Annotated in this window: 15 protein-coding genes; 7 read left to right on the plus strand and 8 right to left on the minus strand. The window is 72.9% G+C overall.

What is annotated here, in order from left to right:
- Positions 1–110 precede the first annotated feature (110 nt).
- A complete protein-coding gene (locus ACQEV1_RS39860) occupies positions 111–2081 on the plus strand; it encodes a S53 family peptidase (protein ID WP_285627895.1) in 1971 nt (656 codons plus the stop codon).
- A gap of 75 nt (positions 2082–2156) precedes the next feature.
- Here ACQEV1_RS39860 and ACQEV1_RS39865 read toward each other — a convergent pair whose 3' ends face one another.
- Both ACQEV1_RS39865 and ACQEV1_RS39870 read right to left on the minus strand, forming a co-directional pair.
- The gene (locus tag ACQEV1_RS39865; RefSeq protein ID WP_433401640.1) at positions 2157–2858 is read right to left on the minus strand and encodes a TetR/AcrR family transcriptional regulator; all 702 of its coding nucleotides are present in this window, start codon (positions 2856–2858) and stop codon (positions 2157–2159) included.
- Between the two features lie 58 nt (positions 2859–2916).
- Positions 2917–3849, minus strand: a complete 933-nt coding sequence (locus ACQEV1_RS39870; protein WP_433401642.1) for a phosphotransferase — start codon at positions 3847–3849, stop codon at positions 2917–2919.
- A 100-nt stretch (positions 3850–3949) separates the two neighbouring features.
- On the opposite strand from ACQEV1_RS39870, the gene ACQEV1_RS39875 reads away from it, so the two are divergent.
- Positions 3950–4132 carry a hypothetical protein gene (locus ACQEV1_RS39875; RefSeq protein ID WP_285627888.1) on the plus strand — a complete coding sequence of 61 codons (183 nt, stop codon included), beginning with the start codon at positions 3950–3952 and terminating at the stop codon, positions 4130–4132.
- Between the two features lie 4 nt (positions 4133–4136).
- On the opposite strand, the gene ACQEV1_RS39880 is transcribed toward ACQEV1_RS39875, so the two are convergent.
- The 4 genes from ACQEV1_RS39880 to ACQEV1_RS39895 all read right to left on the minus strand — a co-directional run bounded on the left by ACQEV1_RS39880 (position 4137) and on the right by ACQEV1_RS39895 (position 7408).
- The gene (locus ACQEV1_RS39880) at positions 4137–5603 is read right to left on the minus strand and encodes an FAD-dependent monooxygenase (protein WP_433401644.1); all 1467 of its coding nucleotides are present in this window, start codon (positions 5601–5603) and stop codon (positions 4137–4139) included.
- An 88-nt stretch (positions 5604–5691) separates the two neighbouring features.
- Positions 5692–5856, minus strand: coding sequence for a hypothetical protein (locus ACQEV1_RS39885; RefSeq protein ID WP_285627884.1), 165 nt, complete (start codon positions 5854–5856; stop codon positions 5692–5694).
- Between the two features lie 59 nt (positions 5857–5915).
- Positions 5916–6710, minus strand: a complete 795-nt coding sequence (locus ACQEV1_RS39890; protein WP_285580377.1) for a GAF domain-containing protein — start codon at positions 6708–6710, stop codon at positions 5916–5918.
- A gap of 74 nt (positions 6711–6784) precedes the next feature.
- Entirely contained in the window at positions 6785–7408 is a 624-nt protein-coding gene (locus ACQEV1_RS39895) for a TetR/AcrR family transcriptional regulator (protein WP_433401647.1), read from the minus strand.
- A gap of 96 nt (positions 7409–7504) precedes the next feature.
- Here ACQEV1_RS39895 and ACQEV1_RS39900 point away from each other — a divergent pair, with 96 nt between their 5' ends.
- From ACQEV1_RS39900 to ACQEV1_RS39915, 4 genes are all read left to right on the plus strand, one after another.
- Entirely contained in the window at positions 7505–9100 is a 1596-nt protein-coding gene (locus ACQEV1_RS39900; RefSeq protein WP_433401649.1) for an MFS transporter, read from the plus strand.
- A gap of 155 nt (positions 9101–9255) precedes the next feature.
- Positions 9256–9402, plus strand: coding sequence for a hypothetical protein (locus ACQEV1_RS39905; RefSeq protein ID WP_433401651.1), 147 nt, complete (start codon positions 9256–9258; stop codon positions 9400–9402).
- A 650-nt stretch (positions 9403–10052) separates the two neighbouring features.
- Positions 10053–10268: a V-type ATP synthase subunit F gene (locus ACQEV1_RS39910; protein WP_285627877.1), complete on the plus strand. Its 216-nt coding sequence runs from the start codon at positions 10053–10055 to the stop codon at positions 10266–10268.
- A gap of 95 nt (positions 10269–10363) precedes the next feature.
- Complete coding sequence (locus tag ACQEV1_RS39915) at positions 10364–11110, plus strand: HAD family hydrolase (protein ID WP_285627874.1); 747 nt, start codon at positions 10364–10366, stop codon at positions 11108–11110.
- Positions 11111–11129: 19 nt separating this feature from the next.
- Here ACQEV1_RS39915 and ACQEV1_RS39920 read toward each other — a convergent pair whose 3' ends face one another.
- Together ACQEV1_RS39920 and ACQEV1_RS39925 are read right to left on the minus strand one after the other, a co-directional pair.
- Positions 11130–11840: a PIG-L family deacetylase gene (locus ACQEV1_RS39920; RefSeq protein WP_285627871.1), complete on the minus strand. Its 711-nt coding sequence runs from the start codon at positions 11838–11840 to the stop codon at positions 11130–11132.
- Between the two features lie 129 nt (positions 11841–11969).
- The gene (locus ACQEV1_RS39925) at positions 11970–12932 is read right to left on the minus strand and encodes a universal stress protein (RefSeq protein ID WP_433401654.1); all 963 of its coding nucleotides are present in this window, start codon (positions 12930–12932) and stop codon (positions 11970–11972) included.
- Between the two features lie 157 nt (positions 12933–13089).
- Between ACQEV1_RS39925 and ACQEV1_RS39930 the strand changes: the two genes are divergently transcribed.
- Complete coding sequence (locus ACQEV1_RS39930) at positions 13090–13677, plus strand: Rv1733c family protein (protein WP_433401656.1); 588 nt, start codon at positions 13090–13092, stop codon at positions 13675–13677.
- Positions 13678–13761: the final 84 nt, after the last annotated feature.

Here is a 13761-nt window from a genome sequence, read left to right on the forward strand (position 1 = left end):
TCACCATAGGAGCACCGAAATCCTCTCGTCGCGGCCTTACGCGCCGCTGACGAAAGGACTGGTGGATGTCACGAGACGGACGACGCCGTCGCGCTCTGACAGCCGCAGCCGTGGCTCTGCCGCTCGTCGCGGCGACCTTCGCGGCTACCGGCACAGCGCAGGCGAGCGACCGGCACACGGTGGCGGGGACCAAGCCGACCTGGGCTTCCTCCTCTGTCGACCGCGGCAAGACCGACAGCAATCAGCGAGTCGACGTCAAGGTCTGGCTTACCGGCCGCGACCCCAAGGGACTCGACGCGTACGCCCTGGCCGTCTCCACTCCGGGTAACGCGCTGTACGGCAAGTACCTCACCCCGCAGCAGTTCAACCAGCGCTTCGGGGCGAGCCGGCAGCAGATCGACGCTGTCACCTCGTGGATCCGCAGCTCGGGCCTGTACGTCGACCTCGCCGGCTCGAACAGCCACTACCTCCACGTGACCGGTCACGTGGACAAGGCGACGAAGGCGTTCGGCACCGAGTTCCGCGACTACGCGGCTCAGGGCACGGTCGCCCGCGCGCCGGAGAGCAACGCCACGGTGCCCGATGCGCTGGCGTCCTCGGTTCTCACGGTGACCGGGCTGGACACCGGCAAGCACCTGCGCACGCACGACGACACGCTGCCGCCGCCGGAGCCGAACTACAACGTCGCCGAGCCCTGCGCCAAGTACTGGAACGAGAAGGTCGCGACGGACAAGCCGACCGCGTACGGCAAGCACCAGTCGCGGGCGATGTGCGGTCTCCTCCCCCAGCAGCTGCGCGGCGCGTACGGCTCGACCGCGAGCGGGCTGACCGGCAAGGGCGCGACGGTCGCGATCGTCGACGCCTACGCCGCGCCGAAGATGGAAGAGGTCTCCAACCAGTTCGCCAAGAAGTACGGCAGCCCGGCGTTCGCCAAGGGCCAGTACCGTGAGGTGCTGCCGCCGACCTTCGACCTCGTCGACGAGTGCGGCGCGGCCGGCTGGTACGGCGAGGAGGCGCTGGACGTCACCGCCGTGCACGACCTGGCGCCCAAGGCCAACGTCGTGTACGTCGGCGCCCAGAACTGCGCCGACGGCCTCGACGACGCGCTCGCGAACATCGTCGACAACCACCTCGCCGACATCGTCAGCAACTCGTGGGGCGACCTGGCGGAGCACTACACCCAGGCGATGATCCAGGCCGAAGAGTCCATCTTCAAGCAGGGTGCGATCGAGGGCATCGGCTTCTACTTCTCCACCGGTGACTGCGGCTACGAGGTGCCCGGCACCCCGTGCCAGGCCCGGTACGGCGACGCCGGCTCGACGAGGCGCCAGGCCGACCTGCCCGTCTCCGACCCGTGGGTGACCGCGGTCGGCGGTACGACCCTCGCGGTCGGCAAGAGCGACAACTACGAGTTCGAGACGCACTGGAACGTCCAGTACGACAACCTCGCGGCGGACGGCAAGAGCTGGAGCTACCCGCCGCCCGGCAGCTACCCGACGACCTACTCCGCCGGTGGCGGTGGCGGTACGAGCGACCTGTTCACCCAGCCGGGCTACCAGCGCGGCGCCGTGCCCAGGTCGCAGAGCACCGCGCTGCCGGACGGTACGACCGCCAAGCAGCCGATGCGTACCATCCCGGACATCTCCGCGGTGGGCGACTCCGGCACCGGCGTCCGGTACCCGGAGTGGAACCAGCGTCCGGACGGCTCGTTCGGTTACACCGAGAGCCGCGTCGGCGGCACGAGCCTCTCCTGCCCGGTCATCGCCGGTCTGCAGGCGCTGGCTCAGCAGGCCCAGGGCCGGCTGCCGATCGGCTTCGCCAACCCGGCGATCTACCTGCGGGCGGGCACGAAGGCGTACCACGACGTGACCGACACGCCGCTCGGCAAGAACAACCCGGTCGCGTACGTCCGGACGAACTACACCGACCCGTACGCGGCGACCGGTCCGCTGAAGTACATCCTCGTCACCTCCGGGAACAAGGGCATCCCGGCGCAGGACGCCCTGAGCGCCGTCCCCGGCTATGACCGAGGCACCGGTGTGGGCAGCCCGACCGCCGCGTACCTGCGGTCCTTCAGGTAGGGCACGACCCGTACGAAGGACGCGGGGCCGGGTGCGACTCATCGCACCCGGCCCCGCGCCTTTTCTGTTCCGGTCCTACTCCGGCAGGCCGATGGACCGGCCCAGGCCCCGCATCGCGTAGTCGAAGACCGCGGTCAGGTCGGAGACGACGTTCGCGTACTGCCCGAACAGCTCGAAGCTGACCGCGCCGAACAGCCCCGGCCAGACGGTGGCCGCGCGGGCGATGACGTCGCCGGGAACGCCGGGCATGATCGCGTCCCTGATCCTGGCGGCGTCGGCGGCCATCGACTCCGGCACCGGCGGGTAGCCGCCCGGCGGGTCCAGCACGCCCGCGCGGAAGGCGTCGCCGACCAGCCGGCCGAAGACCTCCGCGGACGTCGACGCCGGGGCGATGGTGTCCTCCGGCGCGCGGTAGCCGGGCACGGGCGAGCCGTACAGCAGCGCGTACTCGTGGGGATGCGCGAGGGCCCAGTCGCGCAGGCCGTGGCAGAGCGCGAGCCAGCGCCCCATGAAGTCCGCCCGGTCGCGGGCGGCCTCGGCCTCCCTCACCGCCCCGCCCACGGCGTTGTAGCCGTCGATGATCAGGGCGGTCAGCAGATCGTCGCGGCTCGGGTAGTAGCGGTAGATCGCCGAGGAGACCATCCCCATCTCGCGGGCGACGGCCCGCAGGGACAGCCCCGCCGCGCCGTCCTTGGCCAGGTGCTTGCGGGCGATGTCGGTGATCTCCGCCATGAGCTCGGCGCGCACCCGTTCCCGTGCCGTACGGCTCGCGTTCATCCCTCGACAGTAACAGAGCATCGCAACGAAACGAGAGCAGCGCTCCGAGTTCTAGGGATCAGTCCGCGACCGCACGGCCGAGGCCCGCGAGCGCCTCGGCCAGCAGCCGCTCGCGTCCGGTGTCGGCGGCGTACTCGGCCAGGGCCGCGCACAGGAACACCGCGAGCACCCGCGCCCGCAGTTCCCGCTCCGCACCGACCGGCCCGTACGCCGACAGCAGGGCCGTACGGGCCGGGCCGGCGAAGCCGCCGTAGGCCAGCGACAGGTCGACGGCGGGGTCGGCGGCGCACAGGTCGCCCCAGTCGATGACGCCGGCCGCCTCCCCACTCTCCGGATCCACGAGCAGGTGACGAATGTGCAGGTCGCCGTGGGAGACCACGACCGGGGCGGTGGGCGTCCCGAGCCGCTCGCCGTCGCGCAGGAGGCGTTCGACCGCCGGGTCGGGCGCCCAGACGCCCGCGGCGGCGAGCCGGGCCAGCCGCTCGCGCGCCATCGGGGCGCGTACGGACGGCTCGGCGCGGCTCAGCGGGTCGCGCGGCAGTTCGCCCTCCAGGCCGGAGACCAGCCCGGGGTCGTGCAGGGCGCGCAGGAACGCGCCGAGACCGGCCGCCGCGGCGGTCCGCGCGCCGTCGGGCAGGCCCGCCTCCGCCAGCTCACGGCCGGGTACGCGCCGGGCCCCCCAGAACGGCCACGGGAACTCCGGCGACGGCGGCCCGGCGAACTCCGGCACGGGTACGGGCAGCGGCAGCCGCGGGGCCAGCCGGGGCAGCACGGCGAGCTCCCGCCGCACGCCGGGAAGCGCGACCGAACGGCGCGGGAACCGGAAGATCCACTCTCCGCCGACGAGGAACACGGTGTTGTCCCAGCCGGTGGCCAGCGCCTCGACGGTCGCGCCGCGCAGGCGGGGGAACCGCGCGCCGATGAGGTCGGCCGCGCGTTCCGCCGAGACGGTCCGCTCCGCCTCCCACGCCGTCGCCCCTCCCCCGCTCACGGGTCGAACCTATCGGGCCGGGAGGCCGCGGATGATCGAACCGTTCCCGTTTGGGTAGGGCCGGAACGTGACGAACGACGACCCACGAGGAGGCGATCCGATGGAGACCGAGGCCGGGCGCGACGACCAGGCGCCCAAGGAGCAGGAGGACCGGAACGACACCACTCCCGACGCGTCGGAACTGTCCGACCGCGCCGCCGAGTCGGTCGGTCGGCGTTACGACGCCACCAAGGAGACGCACCACGAGCCGCTGCCCGGCGACGAACGCTCGGACGAGGGATGAGGCGTCAGTGCGCGACCCGGCCCGTGGCCGGACCGCACCACTGACGTAGCGCCGCGCGTACGCCCGACCGTGCGTCGGGCCCCTCCGCGGCCCAGGCGATGTACCCGTCGGGCCGTACGAGGACGGTCGTGCGCGTCGGCCCGCCCGCGGTGACCAGGTCGACCCGGTCGCGCCAGGCGGCGATCCCCGAGCCGTCGGTGCCGGGCGGTACGACCAGCAGGAAGCGGCCCGGCCGCAGCGCGCGGTAGAGCCGGCGCGGCGCGTCGCCGGCCAGCGGGATGTCCGGCGCGCGGCGGCCGACGAGAGGATGCGCGCCGCGCGGTGCCGGATAGGACAGGTCGATCATCGAGACGGCGCCCGCCATGCGCCGTGCGACCGGGCGCAGGCCCGCCGCGACCCGCAGGGCGGTGTCCCGGAGCGCGCGCAGGACGCGCGGGCGCAGGAGCCCGGCGCGCAGGATGGTGCCGCTCGTGCGCAGGACACGCCGGCCGACCGGATACCGCTCGTCGTGATAGGTGTCCAGCAGCCCGTCCGGCGCCCAGCCCTGGATCGCGGCGCTGAGCTTCCAGGCGAGGTTGACCGCGTCCTGCAGGCCGGTGTTCATGCCCATGCCGCCGGCCGGCGAGTGCACGTGGGCGGCGTCCCCGGCGAGGAAGATCCGGCGGTCGCGGTAGCGCGGCACCTGGCGTTCGTCGCTGTGGAACCGCGAGATCCAGCGCGGGTCGTGCATGCCCAGGTCGGTGCCGAGGACCGCGTGGGTGACCCGGCGGACCTCCTCGAAGTCGACCGGGGCGGTGTCGGGGAGCTGGTTGCGGCGGTTCCAGGCGATGACGCGGTGCCAGCCGTCGCCGAACGGCGCGATGAAGACGAACCCCGCCCCGGTGGCCCGTGCCGTCACCGTGTCCGGCGGGGACTCGGCGAGCCGGACGTCGCAGATCATCACCGAGCGCACCACCGAGCGGCCGGGGAACGGCAGGCCGAGCTCGCGGCGTACGGTGCTGTGCACGCCGTCGGCGCCCACGGCGTAGTGGGCTCGCAGCGTGCGCGTCGCACCGCCGGCCTCGCGCACCGTCACGTCGACGCCCTCGGCGTCCTGGCGCAGCGCCACCACATCGGCGCCCGGCACGATCACCGCGCCGGCCGCGCGCGCCCGGTCGGCGAGCACGCGCTCGGTCTCGTACTGCGGTGTGATCAGGACGTACGGGAAGCGGGTCGGCAGCGTGAAGAAGCGCAGGCCGAATGGGCCGAGGCCGGACGCCGGCACGCCGGTCGCCACGAGGTCGTCGGCGAGTCCCCGCGCGTCGAGCAGTTCGAGGGTGCGCGCGTGCACGCCGAAGGCGCGCGTGAGGTTGGACTCCTGGTCGCGGCGTTCGAGGACGGCGCAGGCGACACCGGCGGCGGCGAGGTCGCCGGCCAGCATCAGGCCCGTCGGCCCGCCGCCCACGATGAGCACGTCCGTATCGGCCCGCATGCGATCCCCCTGGGTCGTCGCCACCGGCGGTCAACCGCTCGTGACTGACGACCTTCCCGCGAAACGGGCCCTTCGCACCTCGGGCGGGTCAGTCGCCCGGCTCGTCCTGCCCGGCGGCGTCCTTGCGCACCTCGGCCTCGCGCCGGACCTCGCGTTCGGCACGCTCGCGCGCCTCGGCGAAGTAGCGGCCCGGATCCTTGATCATCCGCTCCGACCTGTCGTCGGAGTCCCGCACCACGATGTCGCCTGGCATAGGCCCCCACTCCCCTTCTTCCGTCAGTGTCCGGAACGCCGGACGAAAGGTCAAACGAATCAACGCACGAGGCGCCGGATCCCCTCCTCGTTCGTCCCGTACGCGAGGGCGCCGGCGAGCAGGCCCGCCAGCAGCCGTGCGAACGGGATGTCGGACCGGCTCACTCCCCCGACGTTCATGGCGTCCACGGTGAGGATCCCGTACGGCGTGTGCCCGGCCACGACGGGCACGGCGACGAAGGACCGGTAGCCGTGGTCGGCCGACCCGGCCCAGCCCGGCGGCGGGTCACGGTCGACGTCGGCGGAGTGCGCGTGCTCGTTGTCGCGGATCATCGCGAAGACGGAGTCGCCCTCGGGCGTGCCCTCGGTGAAGACCGTCAGGGGCGCGTCCGCGCGCCCGGCGTACTGGACGGGCACGAGCTTCTTCGGGCTGCCGTCCTCGAGCCGGAACAGGCAGGCCCGCACGCGGCGGCCCTTGATCAGATGCGCCGCGGAGTCGAGGACCATGGGGATGGTCGCCTCCCGCAGGTTTCCCCGCTCCTGGCGGTTCGCGGCGGTCGCGATGCGCCCCAGCTGACGCACGATGGGGTCGAGCGCGTCGTTGATCGTGACGCGCATCTCGACGGCGGCCTCGATCGCCTCCTGCTCGGCGGTCTTGCGCTGGCGTTCCTTGCGGATCTGCTCATAGCCGGGGACCGCCGCCCCGACGACGCTCATCACCACGCCGAGCACGATCCACCAGGGCTTCCACGGACCGGCCTCGCCCGCCTCGGCCCCGGAGATCGCCACCAGGGCGACGGAGGCGATGCCGACGGTCGTGGTGAGGTAAAGCCGTCTTCTGGGGGGAATGCGCACGCACGCACATTAAAGGATCATCGACGAACTCCGCGTGTCGACGGTTCATCCACGGCAGGCCATGACCATTTCGGTCAAGCCGTTACCGCCCTCGCCTGGCCGTTCACCGCCGCGTCCGCGTCGGCGGCGGGCACGCCCGCGGCGATGAGGCACGTGCGGGCGACCTCCCGGGCCGGGTCCGCGCTCTGCCACAGCCCGTCGTTGACCGCCTGCAGGAGCCCGAGGATGAGCGACTCGAGGGCGTGGGCGAGCACGCTCGGCGGCAGGTGCCGGGTGAAGTCGCCGCGCCGTGCGCCCTCCTCCAGCAGGCCGGCGACCCCCTCGCGCGCGGGCCGCAGGTGGTCGCGGATGCCGCCGCCGGTCAGGTTGCGCTGGGCCAGGGAGATGAGCAGCCGGTAGCGGTCGCCGATCGCCCAGGTCGCGGTGGTCGCGGCCACGAGCGCATCGACCGGCGAGGTGACGCCGGTGGTGGCCCGGCTCAGCGCGTCGGTGACCTCCCGGGCGACCTCGTCGGCGATGCCCTCGATCAGCGCCTCACGGCTCGGGAAGTGGCCGTAGACGGTGCGGCGCACGACGCCGGCGGCGCGGGCGATGTCGTCCATGCTCGCGTCCGGGTCGCGGATCAGCTCCCGCGTGGCGACGGCCAGGATGTGCCGCCGGTTGGCCTCGGCACGGCCGGTCCGCCTCGCCTCGCTCATGTGACTCCTTTCACAAGCCACATTCTTGCACACCGGTGTGCAGATGACTAGCTTGCACAGTGGTGTGCAAATTGATCTCATATCGGAGGGGCGATCATGAATCGGACGGACCGGCCGTACTCCCGCCGGTGGGCCGCGCTGGCCGTGCTGTGCCTGAGCCTGCTGATCATCGTCATGGCCAACACCTCGCTGCTCGTCGCGGCGCCGGCGATGACGCGCGACCTCGGCCTCAGCAGCAGCGACCTGCAGTGGGTCATCGACGCCTACACGGTGCCGTACGCGGCGTTGATGCTGGTGATGGGCGCGATCGGCGACAAGTACAGCCGCCGTGGCGCGCTCCTGGCCGGTCTCGTGGTGTTCGCCGCCGGCTCGGTGACCGGCAGCCTGGTCCATGAGACGGCGGGAGTGATCACGGCCCGGGCGGTGATGGGCGTCGGCGCGGCGATGATCATGCCCGCGACGCTGTCGCTGCTGAGCGCGACGTTCCCCCGGCGGGAGCGGGCGCGGGCGATCACCATCTGGACCGCCACCTCGGGCCTGGCCATCGCGGCCGGGCCGCTGCTGGCCGGGTGGCTGCTCGAGAGCCACTCGTGGGGGTTCACGTTCCTGATCAACGTCCCGGTCGCGGCCGTCGCCGTGGTCGCCGCGCTCGTGCTCGTACCGCCGTCCCGCGCGGGCGGCCGGGAACGGCTCGACCTCATCGGCGGCCTGCTGTCGGTGATCTTCCTGGCCGCGCTCGTCTACATGATCATCGAGGGGCCCCGGTTCGGGTGGGGCACCGGTGCGATCACGGCCGCCGTCGTGGCCGGCGCCGGTCTGGCCGCGTTCGTCTGGTGGGAGCTGCGGCACCCGCGCCCGATCCTGGACGTCCGCCGGTTCCACGACCGTACGTTCGGCGGGGCGAACCTCGCGGTCGCGCTGTTCTTCCTCGCGGCGTTCGGGTCGATCTACTACCTGACGCAGCACCTGCAGTTCGTCCTGGGCTACGGCCCGCTGTCCACCGGCGTACGGCTGCTGCCGCTGGCCGGCGCGGTGTTCGCGGGCGCCGCCGTCACGGGCGTGCTCACCCCGCGGCTCGGCACGAAGGTCACGGTGGTGCTCGGCATGGCCCTGGGCACGGCCGGCATCCTGCTGCTCACCCGCGTCGGCGACGGATCCGGGTACGGCACGTTCCTGCCCTCGCTGCTGCTGCTCGGCGTGGCGATCGGACTCAGCGTCTCCCCCTGCACCGACGCCATCATGGGCGCGTTCCCCGAGGAACGCCTCGGCGTGGGCGGCGCGGTGAACGACACGTCGCTCGAACTCGGCGGCTCGCTCGGCATCGCCATCCTCGGCTCGGTCCTGGCCGACGCGTACCGAGCGGACGTGACGACGGCGATCGGCGGCCGGCTGCCCGCAGCCGCGGCGAAGGCGGCCGAGGAGTCGATCGGCGGGACGCTGACCGTGGCGGAGAAGGTGACCGCCACCGCGGGCCCCGGACGCGCGGCGTCACTGGTACACGCGGCGGACCACGCCTTCGCCCACGCGGTCGCGCACACGAGCCTGGTGGGCGGCCTCATCCTCGGCGCCGGGACCGTCCTGGTCGCCCTGCTGCTGCCGAACACCCGCCGCCCCGACCCCGCCGTGTCTCCCGGCGAACGCCCCGCGTCGAAGGACCGCGAGCCGTCGATGTCCAACGCGACACGACGTTGATCCGGGTGGTCCGGCGGGGTTCTTACAGCCGGGCCGAGGCACGATCCAGCGCCGCATCCGCGACTACCCGCGCCGCCGGATCGTTCGCGTGATCCCCGAACGCGAGGACCAGATCGCCAACCGCCTTCGACGCCGAGGCGTACAAATGCCGGAACATGATCGAACGCCGCTTCAACAAGCTCAAGCAGTTCCGCGCCATCGCCGCCCGCTGCGACAAGCCGGCCAGCCGTTACCGGGCAGGGCTGCTACCGGCCAGCCTCATCCTGTGGCTCCGCCACACCGAATTGTCAGACAGGACCTAAGTCCGGCCGGACCGCCCGAACCCCCGGCGGACCGACTGGCTCCCAGAGGTGGGGGCAGGTCGATTTCGCGCCGGGATCGAAGGTGCCTTGCCTTCCGGCCCCGCCCCCGCGCAGCAACACGGCTCGGGGTTCCGCGCCGGGCTGATCACTGACCTCGCCAACCTCGAAGCCGCCGTCCTCGACCTCGTCCTGATCCTCCGCTACGGCCTCGGCATCCGAATGCCGCTCGGCGGAACGGCCCGGTCCCCCCGGCGCTCGGGACGCGCGGCGGCGAGCGGGCGGCATCTCGGCTACCCGCACCTCCGCCCGGAAGGCCCTCGGGCACGCGGCGGCGAGCGGTATGCCGGAGTCGGGGCCAAGGTCCTCCGGGGTTCGGCGGGCCGTCGGCCGCGGGGCGGCGCGGGGTGCGCGGGTCCGTACGGCGAACCGGGGCGAAGGTCCCTTGACCGACTTCCGTGCGGCCCTGCCCCGAACCGGTCATCACGACCGACCATGGTTCACATGCCGACATCACACGACCTCCCGCTCCGGGCCGACTCCGGTGGCCGGGACGGCCGGTGTTGTCGGTCCGTCGCGATCGGCGCGTCGTCGCCGGCGCTCTCCTCCTCCGGCAGTCGTCGTTCGGCAGTCGTCGTTCGGGAAGGCGGAAAATGGCGAAGATCGCGGTGATCGGGGAAAGCGGAAAGGTCCTGGAGTTCGGTCTCGCGGGGGCGATCGTCATCCCCGCCGAGGAGCCCGAGGCCGTACTCGCCGCCTGGCAGTCGCTGGGCGATGACGTCGCCGTCGTAGTGCTGACCTCGCGCGCGGCACGGACCCTGGCCGGCCGGACGGCGTCGTGGCCGCTCACGGCGGTGATGCCGCCGTGAGCAGGCCAGATTCACGGCCCCCGCACGGTCGCCGCCCCGGCGTGACGGGAAGACTGAAGGAACGGGCCCAGCGGGGGGAATGAGGTGAGCGGGCCATGCAGAGGAGATCCGGGGAGTGTGAGCTCGGCGGCGACATAACAGCGGTGATCTTCGGAGTGGACGGCGTGGTCATCGACAGCGCGCGTACGTCGGCGGGGGCCTGGAAGACGGTGTTCGACCCCTTCCTGCGCACGTACGCGGCGACCCACGAGACCGTCTTCGTGCCGTTCGACGTCCGGGCCGACTTTCTGCGTTACACGCACGGCAAGCCGCGGCTGGCGGGGGCACGGGACTTCCTCGCCTCCCGTGACATCTGCCTGCCCTACGACGATCTGCGGGGACTGATGATCCGGCACGAGGAGTTCTTCCTCGGCGAGGTTCACCGGCACGGGGTGAGCCCGTTCGCCTCCGCGGTCACGCTGATCCGGGAGTCCCACCGGCGCGGTCTTCGCACGGCGGCGGTGTGCACGCAGCGGCACGGTACCGAGGTGCTGAGGAACGCCGGTGTCGTGGACATGTTCGACATCGTCCTGGACGGCCTGCGCGCGCCCGGCACGCGGCTTCCGTTCTGCCCCGACACCGCGCTGTTCGTACGGGCCGCGCTGCAACTGGGCGTCGAACCGCGTCACACCGCGGTCATCGAGGAGTCGCCGGCGGCCCTGATGGCCGCCAAGCGCGGCGGGTTCGGCCTGGTCGTCGGCGTCGATCGCCTGGGCGGCGGAGCGCTGCGCGAACACGGCGCGGACGTCGTCGTGACGGACCTGTCCGAACTCCACGTCGGCGGCCACCGCCACGCCGCCTGAGGAAGACGCACCAGGCCGATCAGGCGCGCCCTCGCTCCGGCACGTCCCCGCAGGGCACCAGCCAGCGCAGCCATTCGCGGTCGCCCTGGACGGCCAGCCGGGCGAGCTGGGTGCGGTCGCCGCGCGCCTGGCTGCCGTGGGCGCGCATCGCGTACTGCTGGGCGTTCCGGCGGACTCGCAGCTCGAAGTCGATCCGCAGGTCCGCGTCCCCGGTCACCGACAGCCCCGTCGCCTCCCGTACGGCCTTGGCCACGTCGTGCGGCAGTGTCCAGCCGAGCACCGGAACGGCGAGTTCGCGGCCCGCGTGGCAGGCCACGCAGGCGGCGATGCGGTCGCCGAGGCGCCCGTCGACGGTGAGAAGGAGGTCGACGTTCCACTCGCGCACCATCCGGATCACCCGTTCGGCGAGCCGGGCGACCGGCAGCCGCCGCAGCTCGGCCTCCGGGTAGTCGGCGAGCATGCAGTGCGACGCCCGCAGCGCGCTCGCGGCGGCGTCGAACTCGAACGGCCGGACGGAGGTGAGCCGCTCCATGGAGTCGTTGTACGGCGACGCGTCCCCGCGGCTGATCGCGAGCACGCTCACCTGGCTGCCGGCGCGGCGGAAGGCGTCGAGCACCGCGCCGAGATAACAGGCCTCATCGCCTGGCCGTGCCACGACGGCCAGGACGCACTTGGCGTCCGGCAGCCGCCCCAGCGTCCCCGACGGCCACATTCCGGTATCCGCGGTCATCTGTCATGCGCCCCCTACCTCGCCTTTTCCGAGGCTCCCTGTTTCGAGCATCGCCGGAGGCGGCCGGTGATGTGACCGGCGAAGGTCCCCGCCCGGCGGGACCCCGGGCCCGTGCGGGGTCGCCGAAGGTCAGTTCCGCGGCCGTACGATCGCCACCGGGCACGGGGCGTGCTGCAGCACGGCCGCGGCCACCGCGCCGAGGCGCAGTCCGGCGACGCCGCCGAGCCCGCGCCCGCCCACGACGAGCAGCGCGGCGGTGCCCGCCGCCTCCAGGAGCGCGTGCCGCGGGGTCCGCATCGACAGCACCGTGTCCGCGTCGACGTACGGGTACTTCTCCCGCCAGGGCGACACGGTCCGTTCCAGGCGACCCGCGGCCATCACCCGCAGCTCCTCCGGGTCGGTGATCATCCCCATCTCGGCCGACACGATCGCCTCGGGCTCCCAGCAGCCGAACACCGCCCGCAGCGCCAGGCCGCGCAGCGCCGCCTCCTCGAAGCCGAACGCGAGGGCGGCGTCCGAGGCGGCCGAGCCGTCCACCCCCACGACGACCGGGCGGCTGCGGTCGGGCGCGCCCCGCACGACCAGGACGGGGCAGTGCGCGTACGAGGGCAGCTGGACCGCCGACGAACCCGCCTCCAGCCCGGCGAAGGCGCCCGCACCGTGGGTGCCGATCACCGCGAGCGAGGCGTTCTTGGACTGGTTGACCAGCATCGCCGGCGCCGGCCCGGCGGCGAGCCGGCCGCGTACCGGGGTGCGCGGGGACGCTTCCTGGGCGATGATGACGCCCCGGTCCAACGTGTGCTGGGCCATCTTGCGCACCGTCTCCACCGCCTCGGGACCGGACGGCGGCACGGGATAGGGCCAGTGCCACGCGTGGCAGACGGTCAGCGGCATGCGGCGCAGGCGCGCCTCGTCGACGGCCCAGCGCAGGGCCCGCTCGCTCGCCGCGGACCCGTCGAAGCCGACCAGCACGTACGACCCGTCGAACCGGTCCATGTCCCCCTCCCCCTTCAGCGTGACGACGGCCGCGACACGCCAGAAGAGGCCGAAAGTCCCCCGCGACCGGCCCGCCCGGCCCTGTCCCGTCCTCACTCGCCGCAGGGTTACCATCGCACCCGGTAAGGGCAGGTCAGGGGCCAAAGCCCGCGGTCCGTAGGACCCTCGGCGGAGTCCACGGGGACCAGCGCCTCTCCCGAGAAGGGGTCGAACCGCCTAGTCTGCGGAATAAAAGGCCGTAACGGAGGTGTCTATGCGAACCTTCACGATCAAGCTTCTGGGCGTGATCCGTTACGTGCGCCCCGATGGCAATCCGCTGCGCCGTCCGGTCGACCGCACACACGTCCGGATGATGATCGTTCTCGGCCTCCTCTTCCTCGTCCTGGCGCCGCTGTCGGTGGTCGTGACCGCCCGGCTGGCCGGCGGCGCGGGCGCGAGGGCCGAACGCGTGCAGGCGCAGACCCGGCACCGGGTGGAGGCGGTGGTCGTCGACACCTCTCCGACCGGGTCGCGCGGAGTCCTGGATGAGACCGTGCGCATCGGCTGGCACGACAGGGCGGGCGCCTACCACACCGCCGTCGTCCCGGCGGCCGGCAACGAGACGATCGGCGCCCATCGCACGATCTGGATCGACCACATCGGACGGCTGACGACTCATCCGCGCAAGCACTCCCAGACGGTCGCCGACAGCGTCATGGCGGCGACGACGGCTCTCACGATGCTCGCGCTGCTGTTCTCCGCCGCCCGCATGCTCATCGAGCATCGCCTGGACCGCCGCCGCCTGGAGCTGTGGGAGCGCGAGTGGGCCGCCGTGGCGCCCCGCTGGACGGGCCTGCCCTGAGCCACCGGTCCGGCCGGCCGAAGCATGGGCGCGGCGGGTCCGCCAGGGACCTTGGTCCACGGGATCTCCGACGTTCGTACCACG

It is taken from the genome of Actinoallomurus sp. CA-142502 (genome assembly GCF_050936355.1).
GTDB lineage: Bacteria > Actinomycetota > Actinomycetes > Streptosporangiales > Streptosporangiaceae > Actinoallomurus > Actinoallomurus iriomotensis.